This is a genomic window from Streptomyces sp. NPDC050546 (genome assembly GCF_044457425.1).
Taxonomy (GTDB): Bacteria; Actinomycetota; Actinomycetes; order Streptomycetales; family Streptomycetaceae; genus Streptomyces.
Map to the genome: position 1 here is coordinate 360,961 of NZ_JBITGX010000005.1, position 16,518 is coordinate 377,478.

Consider the following 16,518-nt stretch of genomic DNA (forward strand, 5'->3'; position numbering starts at 1 on the left):
CGCATCCTCGCTGTCAGAGGACGGTCTGGCCACCGTCCAGGATAAGGTCCTGGCCCACTGCGAAGGCGGAGGCATCGGAGGCCAGGTACACGACGGCTTCCGCGACCTCCTCGGGCATACCCATGCGCCCCAGGGGGATGCCGGAACTGATCGCGTCCAGAACCGCCTTCTGCTGCGCGGGATCCTCGACCCCGATCTTGGAGTACAGCGGGGTGTCCACCGGGCCGGGGCTGACCGCGTTGAACCGGATGCCGTGCGACCTGAGCAGGTCCGCGTTCCACGACCGCATCAGGGAGCTGACAGCCGCCTTGGTCGCGGCGTAGGCGTTCGAGTGACCGTAGCCGCCGTGTGCGCTGTTGGACGCGTTCAGGATGACCGAGGACGGGTTGGCCAGCACAGGTACCAGGGCCTGCGTGAGGAAGAAGACGCTCTTGACGTTGATGTCGAAGAGCCGGTCGAAACTGTCCTCTGTGTGGTCCTCGAACGGCCGCCAGTCCGAGACGCCAGCGTTCAAGAATGCCACGTCCAACTCTCCGAAGTGCTCACGCACCCGCTCCGCCAGGCCGCGCTGTGCATCGAGATCGCGCGCATCGGCCTGCACCACGGGCACCTTGCCCCCGAGGATCTGCTGCGCCTTCTCGATGCTGGCCGGGGTTACGCCTGCGACCAGCACATCGGCCCCCTCCGAGATAAATCGCTGCGCGGTCTCCAGACCGATCCCGCTCGTGCCGCCGGTGATGAGGGCGCGCTTGCCCGCAAGACGATTCATGTGTCTGTTCCTTGCCGAGACGTGAGGTAAGTCGATGCACTTACCTAATGGAAGGTAGCTGTCGCGCCCCCATGTGGCAAGTCGGTCCACTTACCATTGAGGGGGGATCTGTTGATCACGTAGACGTGAGTGGGCTGCCGCGCATGCGTGAGCTGTCGGAACCCACCGACTATTCACCGGCCCTTGCCGCAACCGCCTAGCTAGGACCTGTCGGCGGTTCGGGGGCTGCACGCCGGCGTCGCGCCCGACGCACTCAAGATCTGGTCGCGACAGCCGCTCGACGACCAGGTCGTAGGGATCCTCGACCGCACCGGTGACCCGCCACCCGGTGGGCTCCGACTCGCCCTTGGGCTGGTGAGGGCCGTTTCGCGATCAGGTGGTCGAAGTGGTCAATGACGCGCACCGCACGGCCGCCGCGTCGTCGACGACCTCCGGCGCGCCGATGAGACCAGGCATGTGGCCTCCCCGGCCGTCGTCACACCGCTTCCCCGCCAAGAGCCCGTCGGATGAACTCCTCACGGGTCGCGTTGGAGGCGCGTGACACAGCCGCATGATCCACCGACATGTCGAATCCGTGGAAGGCTCCGCCCCACATGTGGAGATCGACGCTCACGCCCGCCTCGGACAGGCGGCGGGCGTAGACGAGGATCTCGTCGCGGAACCCCTCCGCCGAGCCGGTGTCGATGTAGGTGCGCGGAAGTCGGCTGAGGTCCTGGGCGCGGGCCGGTGCGGCGTACTGGGACACGTCTGGGCCGCCGCGCCCCTCGCCCAGTACGGCGGTCCACGCGTACAGGTTGCTGTGGCGGTCCCATACGCCGTCGCGGTCCACCATGCGACTGCTGTGCGTCTCGAAGCGGTCGTCGAGCATGGGGCAGATCAGTACCTGGTGGCTGAGCTGGGGAAAGGCGCGGTCGCGGGCGAGTAGCGCGGTCCCCGCCGCGAGGCCGCCGCCGCCACTGACTCCGGCGATCAGGAGCCGCTCGGGGTCGATGCCGAGTTCGGCCGCGTTCTTCGCCATCCACACCAGCCCCGCGTAGCAGTCCTCGACCGGCGCGGGATCGGGGTGCTCCGGCGCCAGCCGGTACTCGACCGACACGACGACCGCACTCCCCTCGATCACATGAGGGAGGAGATGCCCCACGTGGTCCCGGCGACCGCCCATGATCATCCCGCCGCCGTGGAGGCTGAGGATGCCTCCCTTGGGGCCTCGGTCCTCGGCAGGGCTGAGAATCAGCACAGTGATGTCCGGCGCCCCCTCCGGCCCGGGTACCTGGCGCTCTTCCACCCGCACTCTGCCGCCCGCCGTCAGAGCCTCCGAATCCAACCCGGGGGTACCCGCGGCGATCTGCCGCCGGATCTCTGGCAGGGTCTCGTCCGACAGGGCCGGGAAAAAGGCTCCCCGCGCCTCCTCAACAGGCGCGAGCTCAGGGTCCAACGGAGGCCGGGTGGTCAAGGCACCAAAGGGCTCTGGTGCTGTCCGGTCCGTCATCTGTTCTCTCCTTCGGAAACGGCGGGGAGCGGCGGCGCTCACTGTCGGGGTGAGGTACTCACTGCGCACGATGTGCGGGGTCGAGCCGATCGACTTGCTGTGTGCGATGACCTTGTCGCGTCCGCGATCCGTTCTCAGTCGTCCAGGACGACGACGTGCTTGCCCGGCGTGGTGCCGGACTCGAGGTCGGCCTGGGCGTCACGGATCTGTTCCAGGCCGTGGTAGACCTTCGCGACGGGGACGTTGAGGCGCCCTTCGGCGATGGCCTGGAGCTGGTGGGCGAGGACGTCGGCCGGGAGGTCGGCGGCCTCGCCCGCGTAGCTGGTCAGCCGTACCCCGCCCGGGATCATGAACGGGGAGAAGTCGGGGATTGTCCACTGGCCCGCCAGGGCTCCGGTGAAGCAGACCGTGCCGTGCCGGCGGACGGTGCGCAGGGTGTCGGCGAGGACCGAGCAGCCGACCAGTTCCAGTGCGGCGTCGGCACCGTCCGGGATCAGCTCGCGCACCTGGTCGGCGAGGGTTCCGTTGTCGACGAGGGGATGATCGACGCCCGCCGCCCGCAGTTCCCCGGCCCTCGCGTCGCTGCGGGTGGTGGACAGCACGGTGGCTCCGAGGTCCTTCGCGATCGTGGCCGCGCTCAGCCCGACCGTGGAGGTGCCGCCGCGGATCAGCAGCGTCTGCCCGGCCTTGAGGTCCAGCCCCGTGGTCAGCGATCCGTAGGCGGTCTGGAACATCTCCGGCAACGCACCGACCACCTCCCACGGCAGGCCGGTCTCGAACGGGATGACCTGCCCGGCGGGGACTGTCACGTACTGGGCGTACGCGCCGTCGTACGAGCGGCCCATGTTGCCCATCATCGTGGCGACCTGCTGTCCCGGCCGCAGCCCGCTGTCCTCGTCGGCCTCGTCGACGAGGCCGACGCCCTCGATGCCGGGGACGCGCGGGTAGGTGACCTCCGCGTCCGACTCTCCCTTGCGAGTGGTGACCTCGGACTCGTTGACGCCGAACGCCTTCACCTGGATCCGCACCCAGCCGGGCTTGCGGACGGGCACCGGAACATCCTTGATCTGAAGGGCGTCCAGGCCGCCGGGCCGGGTGACGACGACGGCCCGCATCGTCGCGGGGGCGGCGTCGCCGGCTGCTGTCGATTGGCTCATACCGAGTACCTCACTCCTGTCGTCATCCCCTGCGCTGTTGCGTATCGCCCGCAGGCCGTCAGGGGCGGGCGATGCCTTCCCACAGGTTGAGGACCTGCTGGTAGTGGGCCGTGCCCTCGAAGGGAGAGTTGCCGACGGTTTCCGAGGTCGGCTGGTCCGTGAGGGCGGGCCACAGACGGGCGTGCTCGCCGGTGGCGAAGTCGAGCACGATGTCGCGGATACGCCTGTCGCGCTCGGCCTGCTCCGCGCTGCGGCCCGGCTTTTCCTGGCCGACCAGGGCGTACATCTCGGTGCCGTGCACAGCGGGCGCACCCTCGGCGGGGCCGATCACAAGGAGGTGGGCGTTGCCGCCGGCGGCGGCGTGGGCCAGGGCCCCGCGGGCGGCGGGGAGCGCGAAGAGGTAGTCCGCCATGACCGCTGCGCGGACCTCGGCCGGGGTACGGCCGCCCTGGTCGTAGACGTCGACGATCTTCTGCGCGCGGGAGCGGGCAATACGCCACCCCGCGACCTCGTCGACGACGCGGTCGACGGTGCCCGGGTCGAAGCGGTCGAGGTCGTTCGCCACCCACCAGCCCATGTCGTCGCTGGCCATGCTCAGCAGCACGTCGACGTCGCGGTGCGCGCCCGAGGCGAGGACGTCCATGGGGTGGGCGTGCACCACCGCGCCGGGCTGCCCGATGTCCAGGACGACGCCGGTGGCCTTGTTGTCCACCCCGCCGCGGACTCCGAGGTCCGTCGGGAGGACCTTGCGCAGGGCGTCCCGCAGGGAGAACGGGTCGAGGTCGAGCAGCTTCTCGGGGTTGTTCGCGACACCGAGTTCGGTGACGAACCGGTGGGCGAGTTCCTCGGCCCACCAGGCCGGGACGGAGCGGGCCGGCCCGCCGGAGAACCCGGCCAGGCGCCGGTACAGGCCGTCGGCGGAGGAGGCGCCGAGCAGTCCGAAGGTGGAGTAGGCGCCGCCGCTGTGACCGTACACGGTGACGTTGTCGGGGGCGCCGCCGAAGTGGGCGATGTTTCGCTGGATCCAGGTGAGCGCGGCGATGATGTCCTGGAGGAAGAGGTTGCTGGCCTCGGCGAGCTTCCCGCCGTATTGCGAGAGCGAGAGCGTGCCCAGGGCGCCGAGCCGGTAGTTGATGGACACGCCCACCACGCGCCCCGTCGCGGCGAGACCGGCGACGTTGGAGGTGGTCTGGGTGTTCGCGCCGTACTCGAATCCGCCGCCGTGGATGTACACGGTCACCGGCAGCGCTTTGTCGGCCTGCTGCTCGGGGGCCCACACGTTCAGGTTGAGGCAGTCCTCGCCCATCCCGCTGTCCGCTTCGAGCCAGTCGCCGCTGTCGGGCTGGATCGAGACGACGCCCTTGCGGTCGTAGGGAAGGTTCGGGTTGAAGTCCGCGACCACGGGACGGCGGTACCGCTCAGCGGTGGCGTACGGGATCCCCCACCAGGACCGCACCCCTGGTGCAGTCGGAGCCTTGGGAGCGGAGGCGGTCATGACATGTCCTTCCAGCGCGATTCGGATGTTTCGCGCGGTGAGTCGGCAGCTGGTCGCTCGCGGTGACCTCTCCCATCGTTTCCCTGCATCCGACACAACGCCTGGTGTGCAGCGGTCACCTGGTGGTCAGCAGGTGACACTTCCTTGCCTGTCTTTCTCTTGTGGCCCAGGCAGCCGAGGGGAGGTCGAGTGGACTGGGTCTGCCATCGGCGGGCCGGAGGAGCTTGGGGAGTCGGCCGGGCAGGCACGGCATGGAGCGGGGGCACTGGTGAGCTGCCGTCGAGGCCGGGCCTCAGCGATACGGCAAACGGTTGAAAAGTCGGGCTCTGCCAGCCGGGCTGAAAGTTAGAAGGTGGTGCGCAACCCGGTGTTCGCCACCCACCGCGAGCCGGGCCCCGGCAAGGTGGTCGGTCCGTGGGTGGTCAGAGGTGCGCCAGCCGCCGCGCTCCGCTCACGGGTGGGTCGGGGCCTCGCTGGCCGCGAAGGCGGCGGGGGTGAGGCCGGTGCGGTCGCGGAAGAAGCGGCCGAAGTTCGCGGGATCGGTGAAGCCGAGATGGACCGCCACGGCCCGGGCGTCCCACCGGGCACTTCCCAGCAGGCGCCGGGCTTCCAGGAGGCGCCGCTCGTCGATGATTTCGCGTACTCCCTTGCCGGTGGCGTCCCGGGCGGTACGGCTGAGGGTGCGGACCGAGCAGCCGAGCAGCTCGGCGTAGTCCGCGGCCTGATGTAGCTCGCGGAAGTTCAGCTCCAGGGCGTCGAGGAAGCGTCCGTACCTGTCTGCGCGGCCCGTGCCGGCCGTGGCGACGGGGGCGATGCCCGGGGAGTTGGCCAGGCGCAGCAGCAGCGATTCGAGCAGGCTGCGGCGCAAGGCGTGGTGGACGTCGAGGGGGCGGCGCCCCAGTGCGCGGTGTTCGTCCAGCAGCTGGAGCGCCGTCTGCTGGAGCCAGGCGATGTCGTCGGGGTGCGGGCTCAGCACCGCCGGGGCCTCGTGCGCGGTGAGCGGGGCTAGGAGACGGGCGAGGTCGGGCCGCAGCACGTCCGGTTCGAACAGGATGAAGGTGCCGCGGGCCGCGCCGGGCGGATGCCAGCACTGCGCGTGCCCGGGACGCACCCACAGCCACTGGCCGGGGGCGACGGTCCGGGTGACGTGGTCGACGTCGTGCCGCAGCTCACCCTCGGTGACCGCGATGAGGTAGTGGAAGGTGGCACGGCCCGGACGGGGCGGGTTCCACGGCCAGTCGTCGTGCTGGGCGAAGAAATCCTCGACGGTATTCACCTCGAGGCCGTAGGGAGTACCGACCGGGGGCTCGAAACCGTACAGCGGAACCACAGCCGATCCGGCCTGCCCGCTCGGCTCGGAGTGTCGCTTGTCGACCATCACGTGTCCGCAGCCTACCCCCTTCGCAGTTGGCTTCGACGGAAGGATGGGACCCGTCACCGCGCCCGCGCGGCACGCCCTCCGCCTCCTTCGATGCCACAGTCCGCCACCTCACGAGAAGGCTCACCACCCATGAACGGACCGACCCTGCACAAGACCGCCGCCGACTGCGCGGAGGAACTCCCCGGAGCCCAGCTGGAGCACCCCTTCGGCCCCGACTGGGAGGTCTACAAGGTGCGCGGCAAGGTGTTCATGCTGATGACCGAGGTCCCCGGGCGTCCCGTCGTGATCCTCAAGGCGGACCCCGACGAGGCCCACGCCCTCCGGGAGCAGTACAGCCACATCGCCCCCGGCTACCACATGAACAAAAAGCACTGGATCACCCTGGAGAGCGGGGAAAGCGTCGACAAGAAGCTGGTCGAGGAACTCGTCACCGACTCCTACCGGCTCGTCGTCGCCCATCTGCCCAAGGCCGAGCGGCCCGTCGACCCGCACACCTACGGCACCGGAACGCGGCCCGCCCGATGAGCGCGGCCGGCGACCGGCTCCAGGACGCCGCCCGCCGGGCGGCCCTCGCCCTCCCTGATGTCAGTCACGGATACCCCTTCACCCCCGGACTCGACGTGTACAAGGTCGCGGGCAAGGTGTTCCTGATCGTCACCGACGACCCGGACGAGCAGATCATCACGGTCAAGTGCGAACCCGAACACGCCCGCACGTACGTGCACGACCACGCCTCGATCACGCCGGGCCGCTACCTCGACAAACGGCACTGGATCTCCCTCGCTCCTGGACCCGGCATCACCGAGCGGCTGGTCACCGACGTGGTCGAGGACTCCTACGACCTGGCCGTCGAGCGGCTGCCGCGGCGCGACCGCCCCAGCGCCCGATGAGTTCCGCGAACTTCCCCACGCTCGGCTGAGCCGCCGCCTGTCAGTGTCCCGTGGAAGGCTCGTCATGTCCGCACCCGTCCGCCTGCGACCCGAGAGTCCGATGGAACCGACCGAAGCGCCCCTGCCGCTCTTCGGCGAGGAGCCCGCCCGGCCCCTCGCCGACCGCCTGCGCCCCACCCGGCTGGACGAGGTCGTCGGGCAGGACCAGCTCCTGGCCCCGGACGCCCCGCTGGGCCGCATGGTCGCCCAGCAGCGCCTCAGCTCCGCCGTCCTGTGGGGCCCGCCCGGCGTCGGGAAGACCACCATCGCCCGGCTCCTCGCGGACGCCGCCGACCTGGCCTTCGAACCGGTGTCGGCCACCTTCTCCGGCGTGGCCGACCTGCGCAAGGTCTTCGCCGCCGCCCGCAGCCGGCGCACCATCGGCCAGGGCACCCTGCTGTTCGTCGACGAGATCCACCGCTTCAACCGTGCCCAGCAGGACAGCTTCCTGCCCTACGTCGAGGACGGCACCGTCACCCTGATCGGCGCCACCACGGAGAACCCGAGCTTCGAACTCAACGGAGCCCTCCTCTCCCGCACGCAGGTCCTCGTCCTCAAACGCCTCGACGAAACCGCCCTGTCCACGCTCCTCGCCCGCGCCGAACAACTCACCGGCCACCGTCTGCCCCTGGACGACGACGCCCGTCGCGCCCTGATCGCCATGGCCGACGGCGACGGCCGCTACCTCCTCAACATGGCCGAACAGCTCCAGGCCCTCCCGGACACCGGGACTCCCCTGGACACCGCCGGGCTCGCCCACCACATCCAGCAACGTGCCCCGCTGTACGACAAGGCGCAGGAGGGCCACTACAACCTGATCTCCGCGCTGCACAAGTCGATGCGCGGCTCCGATCCGGACGCGGCCCTGTACTGGCTCGCCCGCATGCTCGACGGCGGCGAGGACCCGCTGTTCGTGGCCCGGCGTCTGGTCCGCTTCGCGAACGAGGACATCGGCATGGCCGACCCGCACGCCGTTCAGCAGGCCCTCGCTGCCTGGGACGTGTACGAGCGACTCGGCTCCCCCGAGGGCGAGTTGGCAATCGCCCAGGCCGTCGTATACCTCGCCACCGCACCCAAGTCCATCGCCGTCTACCGAGGCTTCAACGCCGCACACCGATCCGCCCGGCAGACCGGCTCACTCATGCCGCCCGCCCACATCCTCAACGCCCCGACCCGCTTGATGAAGAACCTCGGCTACGGCAAGGACTACCAGTACGACCCGGACACAGCCGACGGCTTCTCAGGTGACAACTACTTCCCCGACGGCATGGACCGCGAGACGTACTACCAGCCCACCGACAACGGCCATGAAGCCCAGATCAGCGAACGCCTGCGCCACTGGGCCGATCTGCGTGCCCGCCGGCAACGCGGCTGACGCGGACACGTGGGGAGGGCACAGAGTCAGCACACGGCAGACGTCGAGCACCGTACGTAGCAGCCACCTTGCGGGCGAATACTGCAACTCTCGAATACCGACACTCCACCAGTGCCTCGCCTCGCCCGGTGACGTCGACGGCGACGGCTTCACGGATCTGGTCGCCCGCAACCGCACCACCGGGGAGGTCTGGCTCTACCACGGCCGTAGCAACGGGGACGCGGACGCCGACGGGATCCCGGACGGCGGCACCGACCCGGCCTCGCTGGGCACGGGCGCCAACCGGACGGCGTACGCCACCGGCTGGACCCCCACCGCACGCCCCCTGCTCACGGCGTCGGGCGACTCCACCGGTGACGGCGTTCCCGACCTGTGGACGACGACGTCGAACAGCGCGGCGGGCCTGGAATTCGTGCCGGGCCGCAGGAGCGGGCCGGCCGGCCCGCCCGTCGTGGTCGGCACGGGAGGATGGCAGGCGATCAAGACGATCTCCTGAACGCGGCATCAGGGACGGCCCACCGGGCCCGCGGTCACGCGGGGGCCGGTGGGCCGTCCCGTTCACACCGTCAGGACTTCGCCGGGCACTCCTTCCACGCCAGGTGGTACACCGTGCTGATGTCCCCGTCCGTCGAGTCCATCGTCATGAAGCTGACCTTGTCGGCCGACTGGGTGCCGGCGTTGACCCGGATCTCGGTGTTGATGTTGAAGTTGCGCTGGACTCCGCAGGGTGCGTAGACCAGTTGGGCCCAGTCCGTCTCGTCGGTGGCCTGCCAGTTGTCGTTGAGGGGGCCGCTGAAGGGGTGGTTCTTGTACACCGTGCTGGGTGAGCCCTGGAAGTAGTACGAGGCCCGCTGGGTCGCGCTCGCGCCGCGCTGGAGGGCGGCGAAGCCTCGGTAGTCCGCGCTCGCGATGGCGTAGGTGAAGCCGCCGGGGACGTGGACCTTCAGGTTGAGCTGGCAGTTCCTGCGGAACGCGGTCGGGTCGGAGTTCCCGCCCGCCTGGGCGAGGTAGTCGCTGTAGGTCACCGTGAAGGCGGTGTTGTCCTCGGAGACGGCGACCGCCGCCGTGCCCTGCGGACAGCCGGAGCCGTTCACCGTGGCGACCTGGATGATGATCTTGTCCGGGGGCGGGTCGTCGAACCCGGAGGCCCCGGAGGACGGGGATGTTGCGGGGAGTGCGCTGGTGAGGAGCGCGGCTACCGCGCCGCTCAGGAGCAGGCCACCGGCCATGGTTCTCCCATTCCGTTCGTGGGGGGTGGATCATGAAATGAGCATGCGCATGTCAAGATCACAGCAGAAGACCGCGCACACACCCCCGGCCTGTGACCATCCCATGAAGGAGCTGTGAAGGTCGGGAGCGGTCGCATCGTACGCAGGGCGGGAGAAGGCGGCCAGGGCGCACTCCGGCCATTCACAGTGGCGGGATTTCGCACCGGGCGCAGGAGGGCGCATAGGGTGCCTTAGCCAGTGTCCAGTGCCTCAGCCCCAGGAGACTCCCCGAGGACGCGATGAGGATCACCCAGGGATTCGCCCACCGGAGCACCCGCGGACGCGGCCCGTCAGGGGTTCTCCCAGGCCGCCGGTTCCGCCGCCAGCCGCTCCACCTGCTCGGGCAGCGCGCCGGCCGCGAGGTCGGCGACCGTCACGCCCTCCAGGATCCTGCGCACATTGGCCCGCAGGGCGATCCACAGCGGCAGCAGCGGCTCCGCGGTGCCGCTGTAGGCGAGGCCGGTCGGCCGCTCGCCGCGCACCGAGACGATCGGCCCGTCCACCGCCCGGATCACGTCCGCGACCGTGATCTCCGAGGCCTCCCGGGCCAGCCGGTAGCCGCCGCCCCCGCCCCGGCGGCTGTCGACGACACCGCCGCGCCGCAGATCGCCGAGAATGCCCTCGAGGAACTTGTGGGGGATGTCCTGCGCGGTGGCGACGGCCTCCGCCTTGACCGGGCCCTCCCCTTGCCGGACGGCCAGCTCCACGACCGCTCGTACCGCGTAGTCCGCTCGTGCCGAGATCCTCATAGGACCATTGTCGCGGTCGGCCCCTGGACAATGACGCACAGCACCACCCAGGCACCACACACTCGGCACCACCCAGCCACCACGTAGGCACCACGCACGGCACGGCAGCACATCAGGAGGCGCTCCCTTGGAGCTCAGCAGGCGTACCTTCCACGCTCTCGCCGGCACGGCGGCGCTCGGCTTCGCGCTGACCGGCAGCGGGTCGCCGACCTCCGCCCATTCGGCACGGACCGCGCCCACGGGCCCGCCGCCACCGGTGCCGAGCGCGGACGGCAAGCGGCACCGGATCGGCTTCGACCGGTACTCGCTGCTGGTCGACGGCCGCCGCCTGGTGCTCTGGTCGGGCGAGATGCACCCGTTCCGGCTGCCGAGCCCGTCCCTGTGGCGGGACGTGCTGCAGAAGATGCGCGCCCACGGCTACAACGCCGTCAGCGTGTACGTCGCCTGGAACTACCACTCCGCCGCTCCCGGCCGGTACGACTTCACCGGGGTGCGCGATCTGGACCTGTTCCTGCGCATGGCCGCCGAGACCGGCCTGTACGTGATCCTGCGGCCCGGCCCGTACATCAACGCGGAGGTCGACGCCGGCGGCTTCCCCGGCTGGCTGACCGCCACCGAGGGCACGGCCCGGACCTCCGACCCGACGTATCTGAAGTACGTCGACGAGTGGCTGACCGCCGTCAACGCCGTCGTGGCGAAGCGCCTGTTCACCCGGGGTACGGGCACGGTCCTGCTCTACCAGATCGAGAACGAGTACGACGCGCACGTCGACGACCCGGCCGGGCGCGCCTACATGGCGTACCTGTACGAGAAGGTCCGCGCCGACGGCATCGACGTACCGCTGTTCCACAACGACAAGGGGAGGAACGGGTACTGGTCCCCGGGGTCGTTCGGCACCGGCGGTGAGAAGGGCCGCTGGCTGTACGGGTTCGACGGATATCCGGAGCCGGACGAAGTGCCGCCCGACTGGGGGCACTTCGGGGCGGGAGGGGTGAAGGGCGGGGCCACCGCCAGTCCTCGCACGCCCGGGTTCGTGCCCGAGTTCGGCGGGGGCTGGTTCGACCCGTGGGGCGGGTCCTGGTTCGACGGGAAGGGGTACGCCGAGGCTCGGCGGACCCGGGACGCGGCGTACGAGCGGCGCTTCTATCTGACCAACCTCGCCAACGGCATCACGCTGCACAACGTCTACATGACGTTCGGCGGCACCTCCTGGGGCTGGCTGCCCGCACCGGCCGTCTACACGTCGTACGACTACGGCGCGGCCATCGACGAGGCCCGCAACGCCACTCCCAAGCTCGCCTCGATGCACCAGATCGGGCAGTCGGTGCGCCATCTGCCCGAGCTCGCCAAGCTGAACCGGGCGAAGGCCGTGCGCGCCACCGACAAGCGGATCAAGGTCTACCACCTGACCAACCCCGACACCGGCGCCCACTTCTACGTCCTGCGCAACGACTCCGCCGAGGCGGTCTCGGTGACGCTGCCGGACGCCGGGATCGACGTGCCGGTCATGGTCCCCGCGCGGGACGCCAAGCTGATCGCCGCCGAGCTGAGGCTCGGGAAGCGGACGCTGGTGCACTCCACCGTGCAGCCGATGCTCAGCCTGACGGCAGGGCGGCAGGACATCGCCGTGTTCGCGGGGCGGCGGGGCGATCTCGCGCAGGTCGTGCTGGAGTGCCCCGACGAGCCGACACCGATGCGGCTGGACGCGGAGCCCGCGTGGTCCTGGAACCTCAACAAGCTGAACATCACCGCTCCGCTCGGCGCCGGCGGGCTGAGCAGAGTGCGGGTCGAGGGCGACGGTGTGGACACGCCGATGCTGGTGCTGTTCGCCGACGACGCGACCGCCCTGCGGCTGTGGCCGTACGAGACGCCGTCCGGCCCGCTCCTCGTCTACGGCCCCGCCCTGCTGCGGTCGGCGACCCTGCGCGGCTCCACGGCCCACCTCACCGGCGACACCACCGGCGCGACCGGCCTCGAGGTGTGGGGGCCGCGCGGGATCACCCACGTCACCTGGAACGGGCGCCCGGTGCCCGTCCGGATCAGCGCCTCCGGCAGCCTGCTGGCGCTGCGGCCGCTCCCCGGCGTGACCCGGCCGGCCCTGCCCGCGCTCGACGACTGGCGGCGGCGGACCGAGAACCCGGAGGCCGAGCCCGGTTTCGACGACTCGGGCTGGACGGCGGCCGACAGGACGACGTCCTTCAGCACGACGCCCGTCCCCGACGGGCAGCCCGTTCTGTTCGCCGACGACTACGGCTTCCACTACGGCGACGTCTGGTACCGGGGCGAGTGGAACGACGAGAACGGCGTCGAGTCCGTCTCCCTCGCCTACAGCACGGGCACGCAGGGCCTGCTGATGGCCTGGCTGGACGGCGAGCCGCTGGGCACGCACCGGATGCCCGTACCGGACAGGAGCCGGGCCCGGCAGGGGACGTGGACCGCGAAGGCCACCTTCGCCCTGCCCGGGGAACTGCGGGAGAGGCTCCGTGCGGCCCGGGACGGGAAGCGTGACCGGCACGTGCTGTCCGTGCTGGTGCGGCCCATGCAGCACGACATGGACGGCAAGGCGCTCGACACGCACAAGGCGGCGCGCGGCCTGACCGCCGTCACCTTCGAGGGCGCCTCCCCCGAGGTGAAGTGGCGTATCCAGGGCGCGTCCACGCCCGATCCCGTGCGCGGACCGATGAACAACGGCGGGCTGCACGGGGAGCGGGAGGGCTGGCATCTGCCCGAGCACGACGATCGCGAAGGCGGGGACTGGAAGGACGTGGAGCTGCCCCGGGCCGACCGGCGGCAGGGCGTCACCTGGTACCGGACGGACTTCCGGCTGGACGTCGACCCGGACGTCGACGCCTCGATCGGGCTCGTCCTCGACGACGACCCGGGCCGGGCCTACCGCGTCCAGATCTTCCTCAACGGCTGGAACATGGGCCAGTACATCAACGACGTAGGGCCGCAGCACACCTTCGTGCTGCCGAACGGGATCCTCCGCACACGGGGGGCCAACACACTGGCGCTTGCGGTGCTGTCGGACGGCACCACACCTGCCGGGCCGAAGGACGTGCGGCTGACCCTGCTGGGCGCGGCGGCGGGAGGGGTGCCGGTCAAGCCGGTGTGACCGGATCGTGGTGTCCGCGCGCATTGCCTTCTCCGGTGGGCTGGGCCACCGTGTTGCTCCGCAAGCCGCGGACAGGGGAGGGAACCTCGTGCGAAGACGGCGTTTCATCAGCGGATTAGTCGGTGCCGGGGTGGGTCTGGGACTCGCTCCGGCCGCGCTCGCCCGGGGCACCGGCGCACCTCATGCGTGGCAGGCCGTGCCGGCACCGGCGGGCACACCGGCCGCCCAGTTGCGGGACGTCGCCGCCGCCGGGGCCGGCCTCGCGTGGGCCGTGGGCGAGGAGGGCCGCAGCGGCAGCACACTCGGCTCGCCGCTGGCCCTCGTGTGGGACGGCACGGCATGGGCGCGGACCGGCCTCGGCCACCTGGGCTTCCGCGGCTATCTGCATTCCGTGGCCGGTACCGGCGCCGGCTCGGCTTGGGCGATCGGCACCGACACGGCCGGGGTCACGCACCTGCTCGCCTGGGACGGAGGAACCTGGCGGGAGACCGACTTCCCCGGGCGGGGGCAGTCCGGCACGTCTCTCACCGGCGTCGCGGTCGACCCCGGCGGTGGGGCCTGGTTCTCCGGGCGTACCTCCGACGGACAACTGCTCCTGCACCGGGACGGCGGCACCTGGACCTGGCTGCCCGCGCTCCCGGGCGCGACCGCCGCCACGCCTTCGGGTGTCCAGCTGACCCCGGCCGGTGACGTCTGGTTGTACGGCGTCGGGATCGTCGCCCGCTGGAACGGCTCCGCCTGGAGCGAGCTGCCCGCCTACCAGGGCATCCGGGCGAGCGTCACGGGGCTGCTGCCGGTGGCGGACGACGACCTGTGGCTCGTCGGGTACGACTACGGTGTGGGCGGCCCGGTCGGCAAACCCCCGGGTGTGCTTCTCCTGCACGGGGACGGCAGCACCTGGGAGAGCGTCACCAAGCCGTTCGGCGTCGGCATGCTCAACGGGATCGTCGCCGATGCCCAGGGACAGCCGGACCGGATCGCCGGCTGGGACTTCTGGGACCAGACCCGGGCCCACTACCTGCGGTGGGACGGCACGGCCTGGGTGAGCGAGCGGGGGCCGGTGGCCACGACCCCCGTCGTCATGAACGCCCTTGCCTCGGTGCCGGGTTCAGCGGACGGCTACTGGGCGGTCGGCACGACGTCGACCTCGGCGTCCTCGGCCGCCCAGCTGCGGATCGAACGCTGATCCGCCCCTCCGGTGGTCACGCCAGCCGGATCACGTTCCACGACAGCGGCTCCAGGACGGTGCTCAGCGTGCCGTCCTGGAGGGTGGTGCCCTCGACCGGGTGCGGGGTGACCCGCTCGGGGGCGTCGAGGGTGTTGCGGGCGTCGGGGTCGGCGTCCGCGAGGGCGCTGTGCTCGACGACCGACGACAGGCCGAGCCCGCTCAGGGCGACCTCGAGCGGCAGCGCCTCGGTGCGGCCGCGGTTGACGGCGAACACGGTGACCGTGCCGTCCTCGGCGCGTACGGCGGTGGCGTGCAGCAGATCGGCCTCGCCGTACTTCTTCGTCTCGTACGTCGGTGAGTCGACGCGTACGTCGAGGACCTGGCCGCGGCCGTACCGGCTCGCCTGCGCGAACGGGAAGAACGTCGTCTGGCGCCAGGCCGGGCCGCCCGGTTCGGTCATGATCGGGGCGATCACGTTGACCAGCTGGGCGAGGCAGGCGACCGTAACGCGGTCGGCGTGCCGGAGCAGGGCGATCAGGAGCGAGCCGAAGACGACGGCGTCCATGACGCTGTAGTTGTCCTCCAGGAGGCGGGGGGCCTCCGCCCAGTCCCGCGCGCCGGAGTTCTCGATCTCGTGCCACTCCGAGATGTACCAGACGTTCCACTCGTCGAAGGAGAGGTTGATCTTCTTCTTCGACTTCAGCTTCGCGCCGATGTGGTCGGCGGTGGCGACCACGTTCTCGATGAAGGACTCCATGTCGACGGCGGAGGCCAGGAAGGAGTCGAGGTCGCCGTTCTCGGGCTGGTAGTAGGCGTGCAGGGAGATGTGGTCGACGAGGTCGTAGGTCTCCTCCAGGACCGTCGCCTCCCAGGCGGCGAAGGTCGGCATGGACTGGCTGGAGGAGCCGCAGGCGACGAGTTCGACGCCCGGGTCGATCTGGCGCATCGCGCGGGCCGTCTCGGCGGCGACCCGGCCGTACTCCTGGGCGGTCTTGTGGCCGGTCTGCCAGGGGCCGTCCATCTCGTTGCCCAGGCACCAGAGGTTGATGCCGAAGGGGTCCTTGTCGCCGTGCGCGGCACGGAGGTCGGACAGGGCCGTGCCGGAGGGGTGGTTGGCGTACTCCTGGAGTTCGAGGGCCTCGGCGACGCCCCGGGTGCCGAGGTTGAGGGCCATCATGGGTTCGGCCTGGGGGCCGATCTTCTTCAGGAAGGCGATGTACTCGGCGAGGCCGAAGCGGTTGGTCTCGGTGGAGCGCCAGGCGAGGTCGAGGCGGCGGGGGCGGTCTTCGGCCGGGCCGACCGAGTCCTCCCACTTGTAGCCGGAGACGAAGTTGCCGCCGGGGTAGCGGATGGCGGTGACGCCGAGTTCGCGGACGAGGTCCAGGACGTCCTGGCGGAGGCCTGCCGCGTCCGCGGTGGGGTGGTCGGGTTCGAAGATGCCGGTGTAGACGCAGCGGCCGAGGTGTTCGACGAAGCTGCCGAAGAGGCGGGGGTTTACTTCGCCGACTGTGAATGCGGGGTCGAGGGTGAAGCGGGCGGTGTGCATGCTTGCCTTTCGAGGTTCAGTTTCGTCTGCGGGTGATTCGTGGCTTGTCGCGCAGTTCCCCGCGCCCCTAAAAGCAA

Annotated in this window: 14 protein-coding genes; 6 read left to right on the top strand and 8 right to left on the bottom strand. The window is 70.6% G+C overall.

Annotated features, from left to right (window positions below; all coding sequences use genetic code 11):
• Nucleotides 1-13: 13 nt before the first annotated feature.
• The 5 genes from ACIBK5_RS15435 to ACIBK5_RS15455 form a co-directional block, all read right to left on the bottom strand.
• Nucleotides 14-769, bottom strand: a complete 756-nt coding sequence (locus tag ACIBK5_RS15435; protein ID WP_399019779.1) for an SDR family oxidoreductase — start codon at nucleotides 767-769, stop codon at nucleotides 14-16.
• 475 nt (nucleotides 770-1,244) lie between these two features.
• The gene (locus ACIBK5_RS15440) at nucleotides 1,245-2,006 is read right to left on the bottom strand and encodes an alpha/beta hydrolase fold domain-containing protein (protein WP_399019781.1); all 762 of its coding nucleotides are present in this window, start codon (nucleotides 2,004-2,006) and stop codon (nucleotides 1,245-1,247) included.
• Between the two features lie 386 nt (nucleotides 2,007-2,392).
• A complete protein-coding gene (locus tag ACIBK5_RS15445; RefSeq protein ID WP_399019783.1) occupies nucleotides 2,393-3,415 on the bottom strand; it encodes an alcohol dehydrogenase catalytic domain-containing protein in 1,023 nt (340 codons plus the stop codon).
• A 58-nt stretch (nucleotides 3,416-3,473) separates the two neighbouring features.
• Nucleotides 3,474-4,910, bottom strand: coding sequence for a carboxylesterase family protein (locus ACIBK5_RS15450; RefSeq protein ID WP_399019785.1), 1,437 nt, complete (start codon nucleotides 4,908-4,910; stop codon nucleotides 3,474-3,476).
• 451 nt (nucleotides 4,911-5,361) lie between these two features.
• Nucleotides 5,362-6,291, bottom strand: a complete 930-nt coding sequence (locus ACIBK5_RS15455) for a helix-turn-helix domain-containing protein (protein ID WP_399019788.1) — start codon at nucleotides 6,289-6,291, stop codon at nucleotides 5,362-5,364.
• A gap of 129 nt (nucleotides 6,292-6,420) precedes the next feature.
• Here ACIBK5_RS15455 and ACIBK5_RS15460 point away from each other — a divergent pair, with 129 nt between their 5' ends.
• The 4 genes from ACIBK5_RS15460 (at nucleotide 6,421) to ACIBK5_RS15475 (ending at nucleotide 9,091) form a co-directional block, all read left to right on the top strand.
• Nucleotides 6,421-6,816, top strand: a complete 396-nt coding sequence (locus ACIBK5_RS15460) for an MmcQ/YjbR family DNA-binding protein (RefSeq protein WP_399019790.1) — start codon at nucleotides 6,421-6,423, stop codon at nucleotides 6,814-6,816.
• Nucleotides 6,813-7,181, top strand: coding sequence for an MmcQ/YjbR family DNA-binding protein (locus ACIBK5_RS15465; RefSeq protein WP_399019792.1), 369 nt, complete (start codon nucleotides 6,813-6,815; stop codon nucleotides 7,179-7,181). Before ACIBK5_RS15460 ends, ACIBK5_RS15465 begins: the two co-directional genes overlap by 4 nt.
• A 100-nt stretch (nucleotides 7,182-7,281) precedes the next feature.
• On the top strand, nucleotides 7,282-8,595 hold the full coding sequence (locus ACIBK5_RS15470; protein ID WP_399020022.1) for a replication-associated recombination protein A: 1,314 nt from the start codon (nucleotides 7,282-7,284) through the stop codon (nucleotides 8,593-8,595).
• Nucleotides 8,573-9,091, top strand: a complete 519-nt coding sequence (locus ACIBK5_RS15475) for an FG-GAP repeat domain-containing protein (protein WP_399019794.1) — start codon at nucleotides 8,573-8,575, stop codon at nucleotides 9,089-9,091. The genes ACIBK5_RS15470 and ACIBK5_RS15475 overlap by 23 nt, the downstream gene beginning before the upstream one ends.
• 70 nt (nucleotides 9,092-9,161) lie before the next feature.
• On the opposite strand, the gene ACIBK5_RS15480 is transcribed toward ACIBK5_RS15475, so the two are convergent.
• Nucleotides 9,162-9,824, bottom strand: a complete 663-nt coding sequence (locus ACIBK5_RS15480; protein WP_391097314.1) for a DUF4360 domain-containing protein — start codon at nucleotides 9,822-9,824, stop codon at nucleotides 9,162-9,164.
• A 329-nt stretch (nucleotides 9,825-10,153) separates the two neighbouring features.
• Nucleotides 10,154-10,612: an RrF2 family transcriptional regulator gene (locus tag ACIBK5_RS15485; protein WP_399019796.1), complete on the bottom strand. Its 459-nt coding sequence runs from the start codon at nucleotides 10,610-10,612 to the stop codon at nucleotides 10,154-10,156.
• A 127-nt stretch (nucleotides 10,613-10,739) separates the two neighbouring features.
• Between ACIBK5_RS15485 and ACIBK5_RS15490 the strand changes: the two genes are divergently transcribed.
• The gene (locus ACIBK5_RS15490) at nucleotides 10,740-13,727 is read left to right on the top strand and encodes a beta-galactosidase (protein WP_399019798.1); all 2,988 of its coding nucleotides are present in this window, start codon (nucleotides 10,740-10,742) and stop codon (nucleotides 13,725-13,727) included.
• Nucleotides 13,728-13,857: 130 nt separating this feature from the next.
• Nucleotides 13,858-14,913, top strand: a complete 1,056-nt coding sequence (locus ACIBK5_RS15495; RefSeq protein ID WP_399019800.1) for a hypothetical protein — start codon at nucleotides 13,858-13,860, stop codon at nucleotides 14,911-14,913.
• Nucleotides 14,914-14,929: 16 nt separating this feature from the next.
• Here ACIBK5_RS15495 and ACIBK5_RS15500 read toward each other — a convergent pair whose 3' ends face one another.
• The gene (locus ACIBK5_RS15500; RefSeq protein WP_399019802.1) at nucleotides 14,930-16,441 is read right to left on the bottom strand and encodes an alpha-N-arabinofuranosidase; all 1,512 of its coding nucleotides are present in this window, start codon (nucleotides 16,439-16,441) and stop codon (nucleotides 14,930-14,932) included.
• Nucleotides 16,442-16,518: the final 77 nt, after the last annotated feature.

Excerpts from the sequence above, each read along its gene's own strand:
- ACIBK5_RS15485 (WP_399019796.1), bottom strand. The coding sequence starts at position 10,612 with ATGAGGATCTCGGCACGAGCGGACTACGCGGTACGAGCGGTCGTGGAG.
- ACIBK5_RS15465 (WP_399019792.1), top strand. The coding sequence starts at position 6,813 with ATGAGCGCGGCCGGCGACCGGCTCCAGGACGCCGCCCGCCGGGCGGCC.
- ACIBK5_RS15460 (WP_399019790.1), top strand. The coding sequence starts at position 6,421 with ATGAACGGACCGACCCTGCACAAGACCGCCGCCGACTGCGCGGAGGAA.
- ACIBK5_RS15470 (WP_399020022.1), top strand. The coding sequence starts at position 7,282 with ATGGAACCGACCGAAGCGCCCCTGCCGCTCTTCGGCGAGGAGCCCGCC.
- ACIBK5_RS15435 (WP_399019779.1), bottom strand. The coding sequence starts at position 769 with ATGAATCGTCTTGCGGGCAAGCGCGCCCTCATCACCGGCGGCACGAGC.
- ACIBK5_RS15500 (WP_399019802.1), bottom strand. The coding sequence starts at position 16,441 with ATGCACACCGCCCGCTTCACCCTCGACCCCGCATTCACAGTCGGCGAA.
- ACIBK5_RS15480 (WP_391097314.1), bottom strand. The coding sequence starts at position 9,824 with ATGGCCGGTGGCCTGCTCCTGAGCGGCGCGGTAGCCGCGCTCCTCACC.
- ACIBK5_RS15450 (WP_399019785.1), bottom strand. The coding sequence starts at position 4,910 with ATGACCGCCTCCGCTCCCAAGGCTCCGACTGCACCAGGGGTGCGGTCC.
- ACIBK5_RS15445 (WP_399019783.1), bottom strand. The coding sequence starts at position 3,415 with ATGAGCCAATCGACAGCAGCCGGCGACGCCGCCCCCGCGACGATGCGG.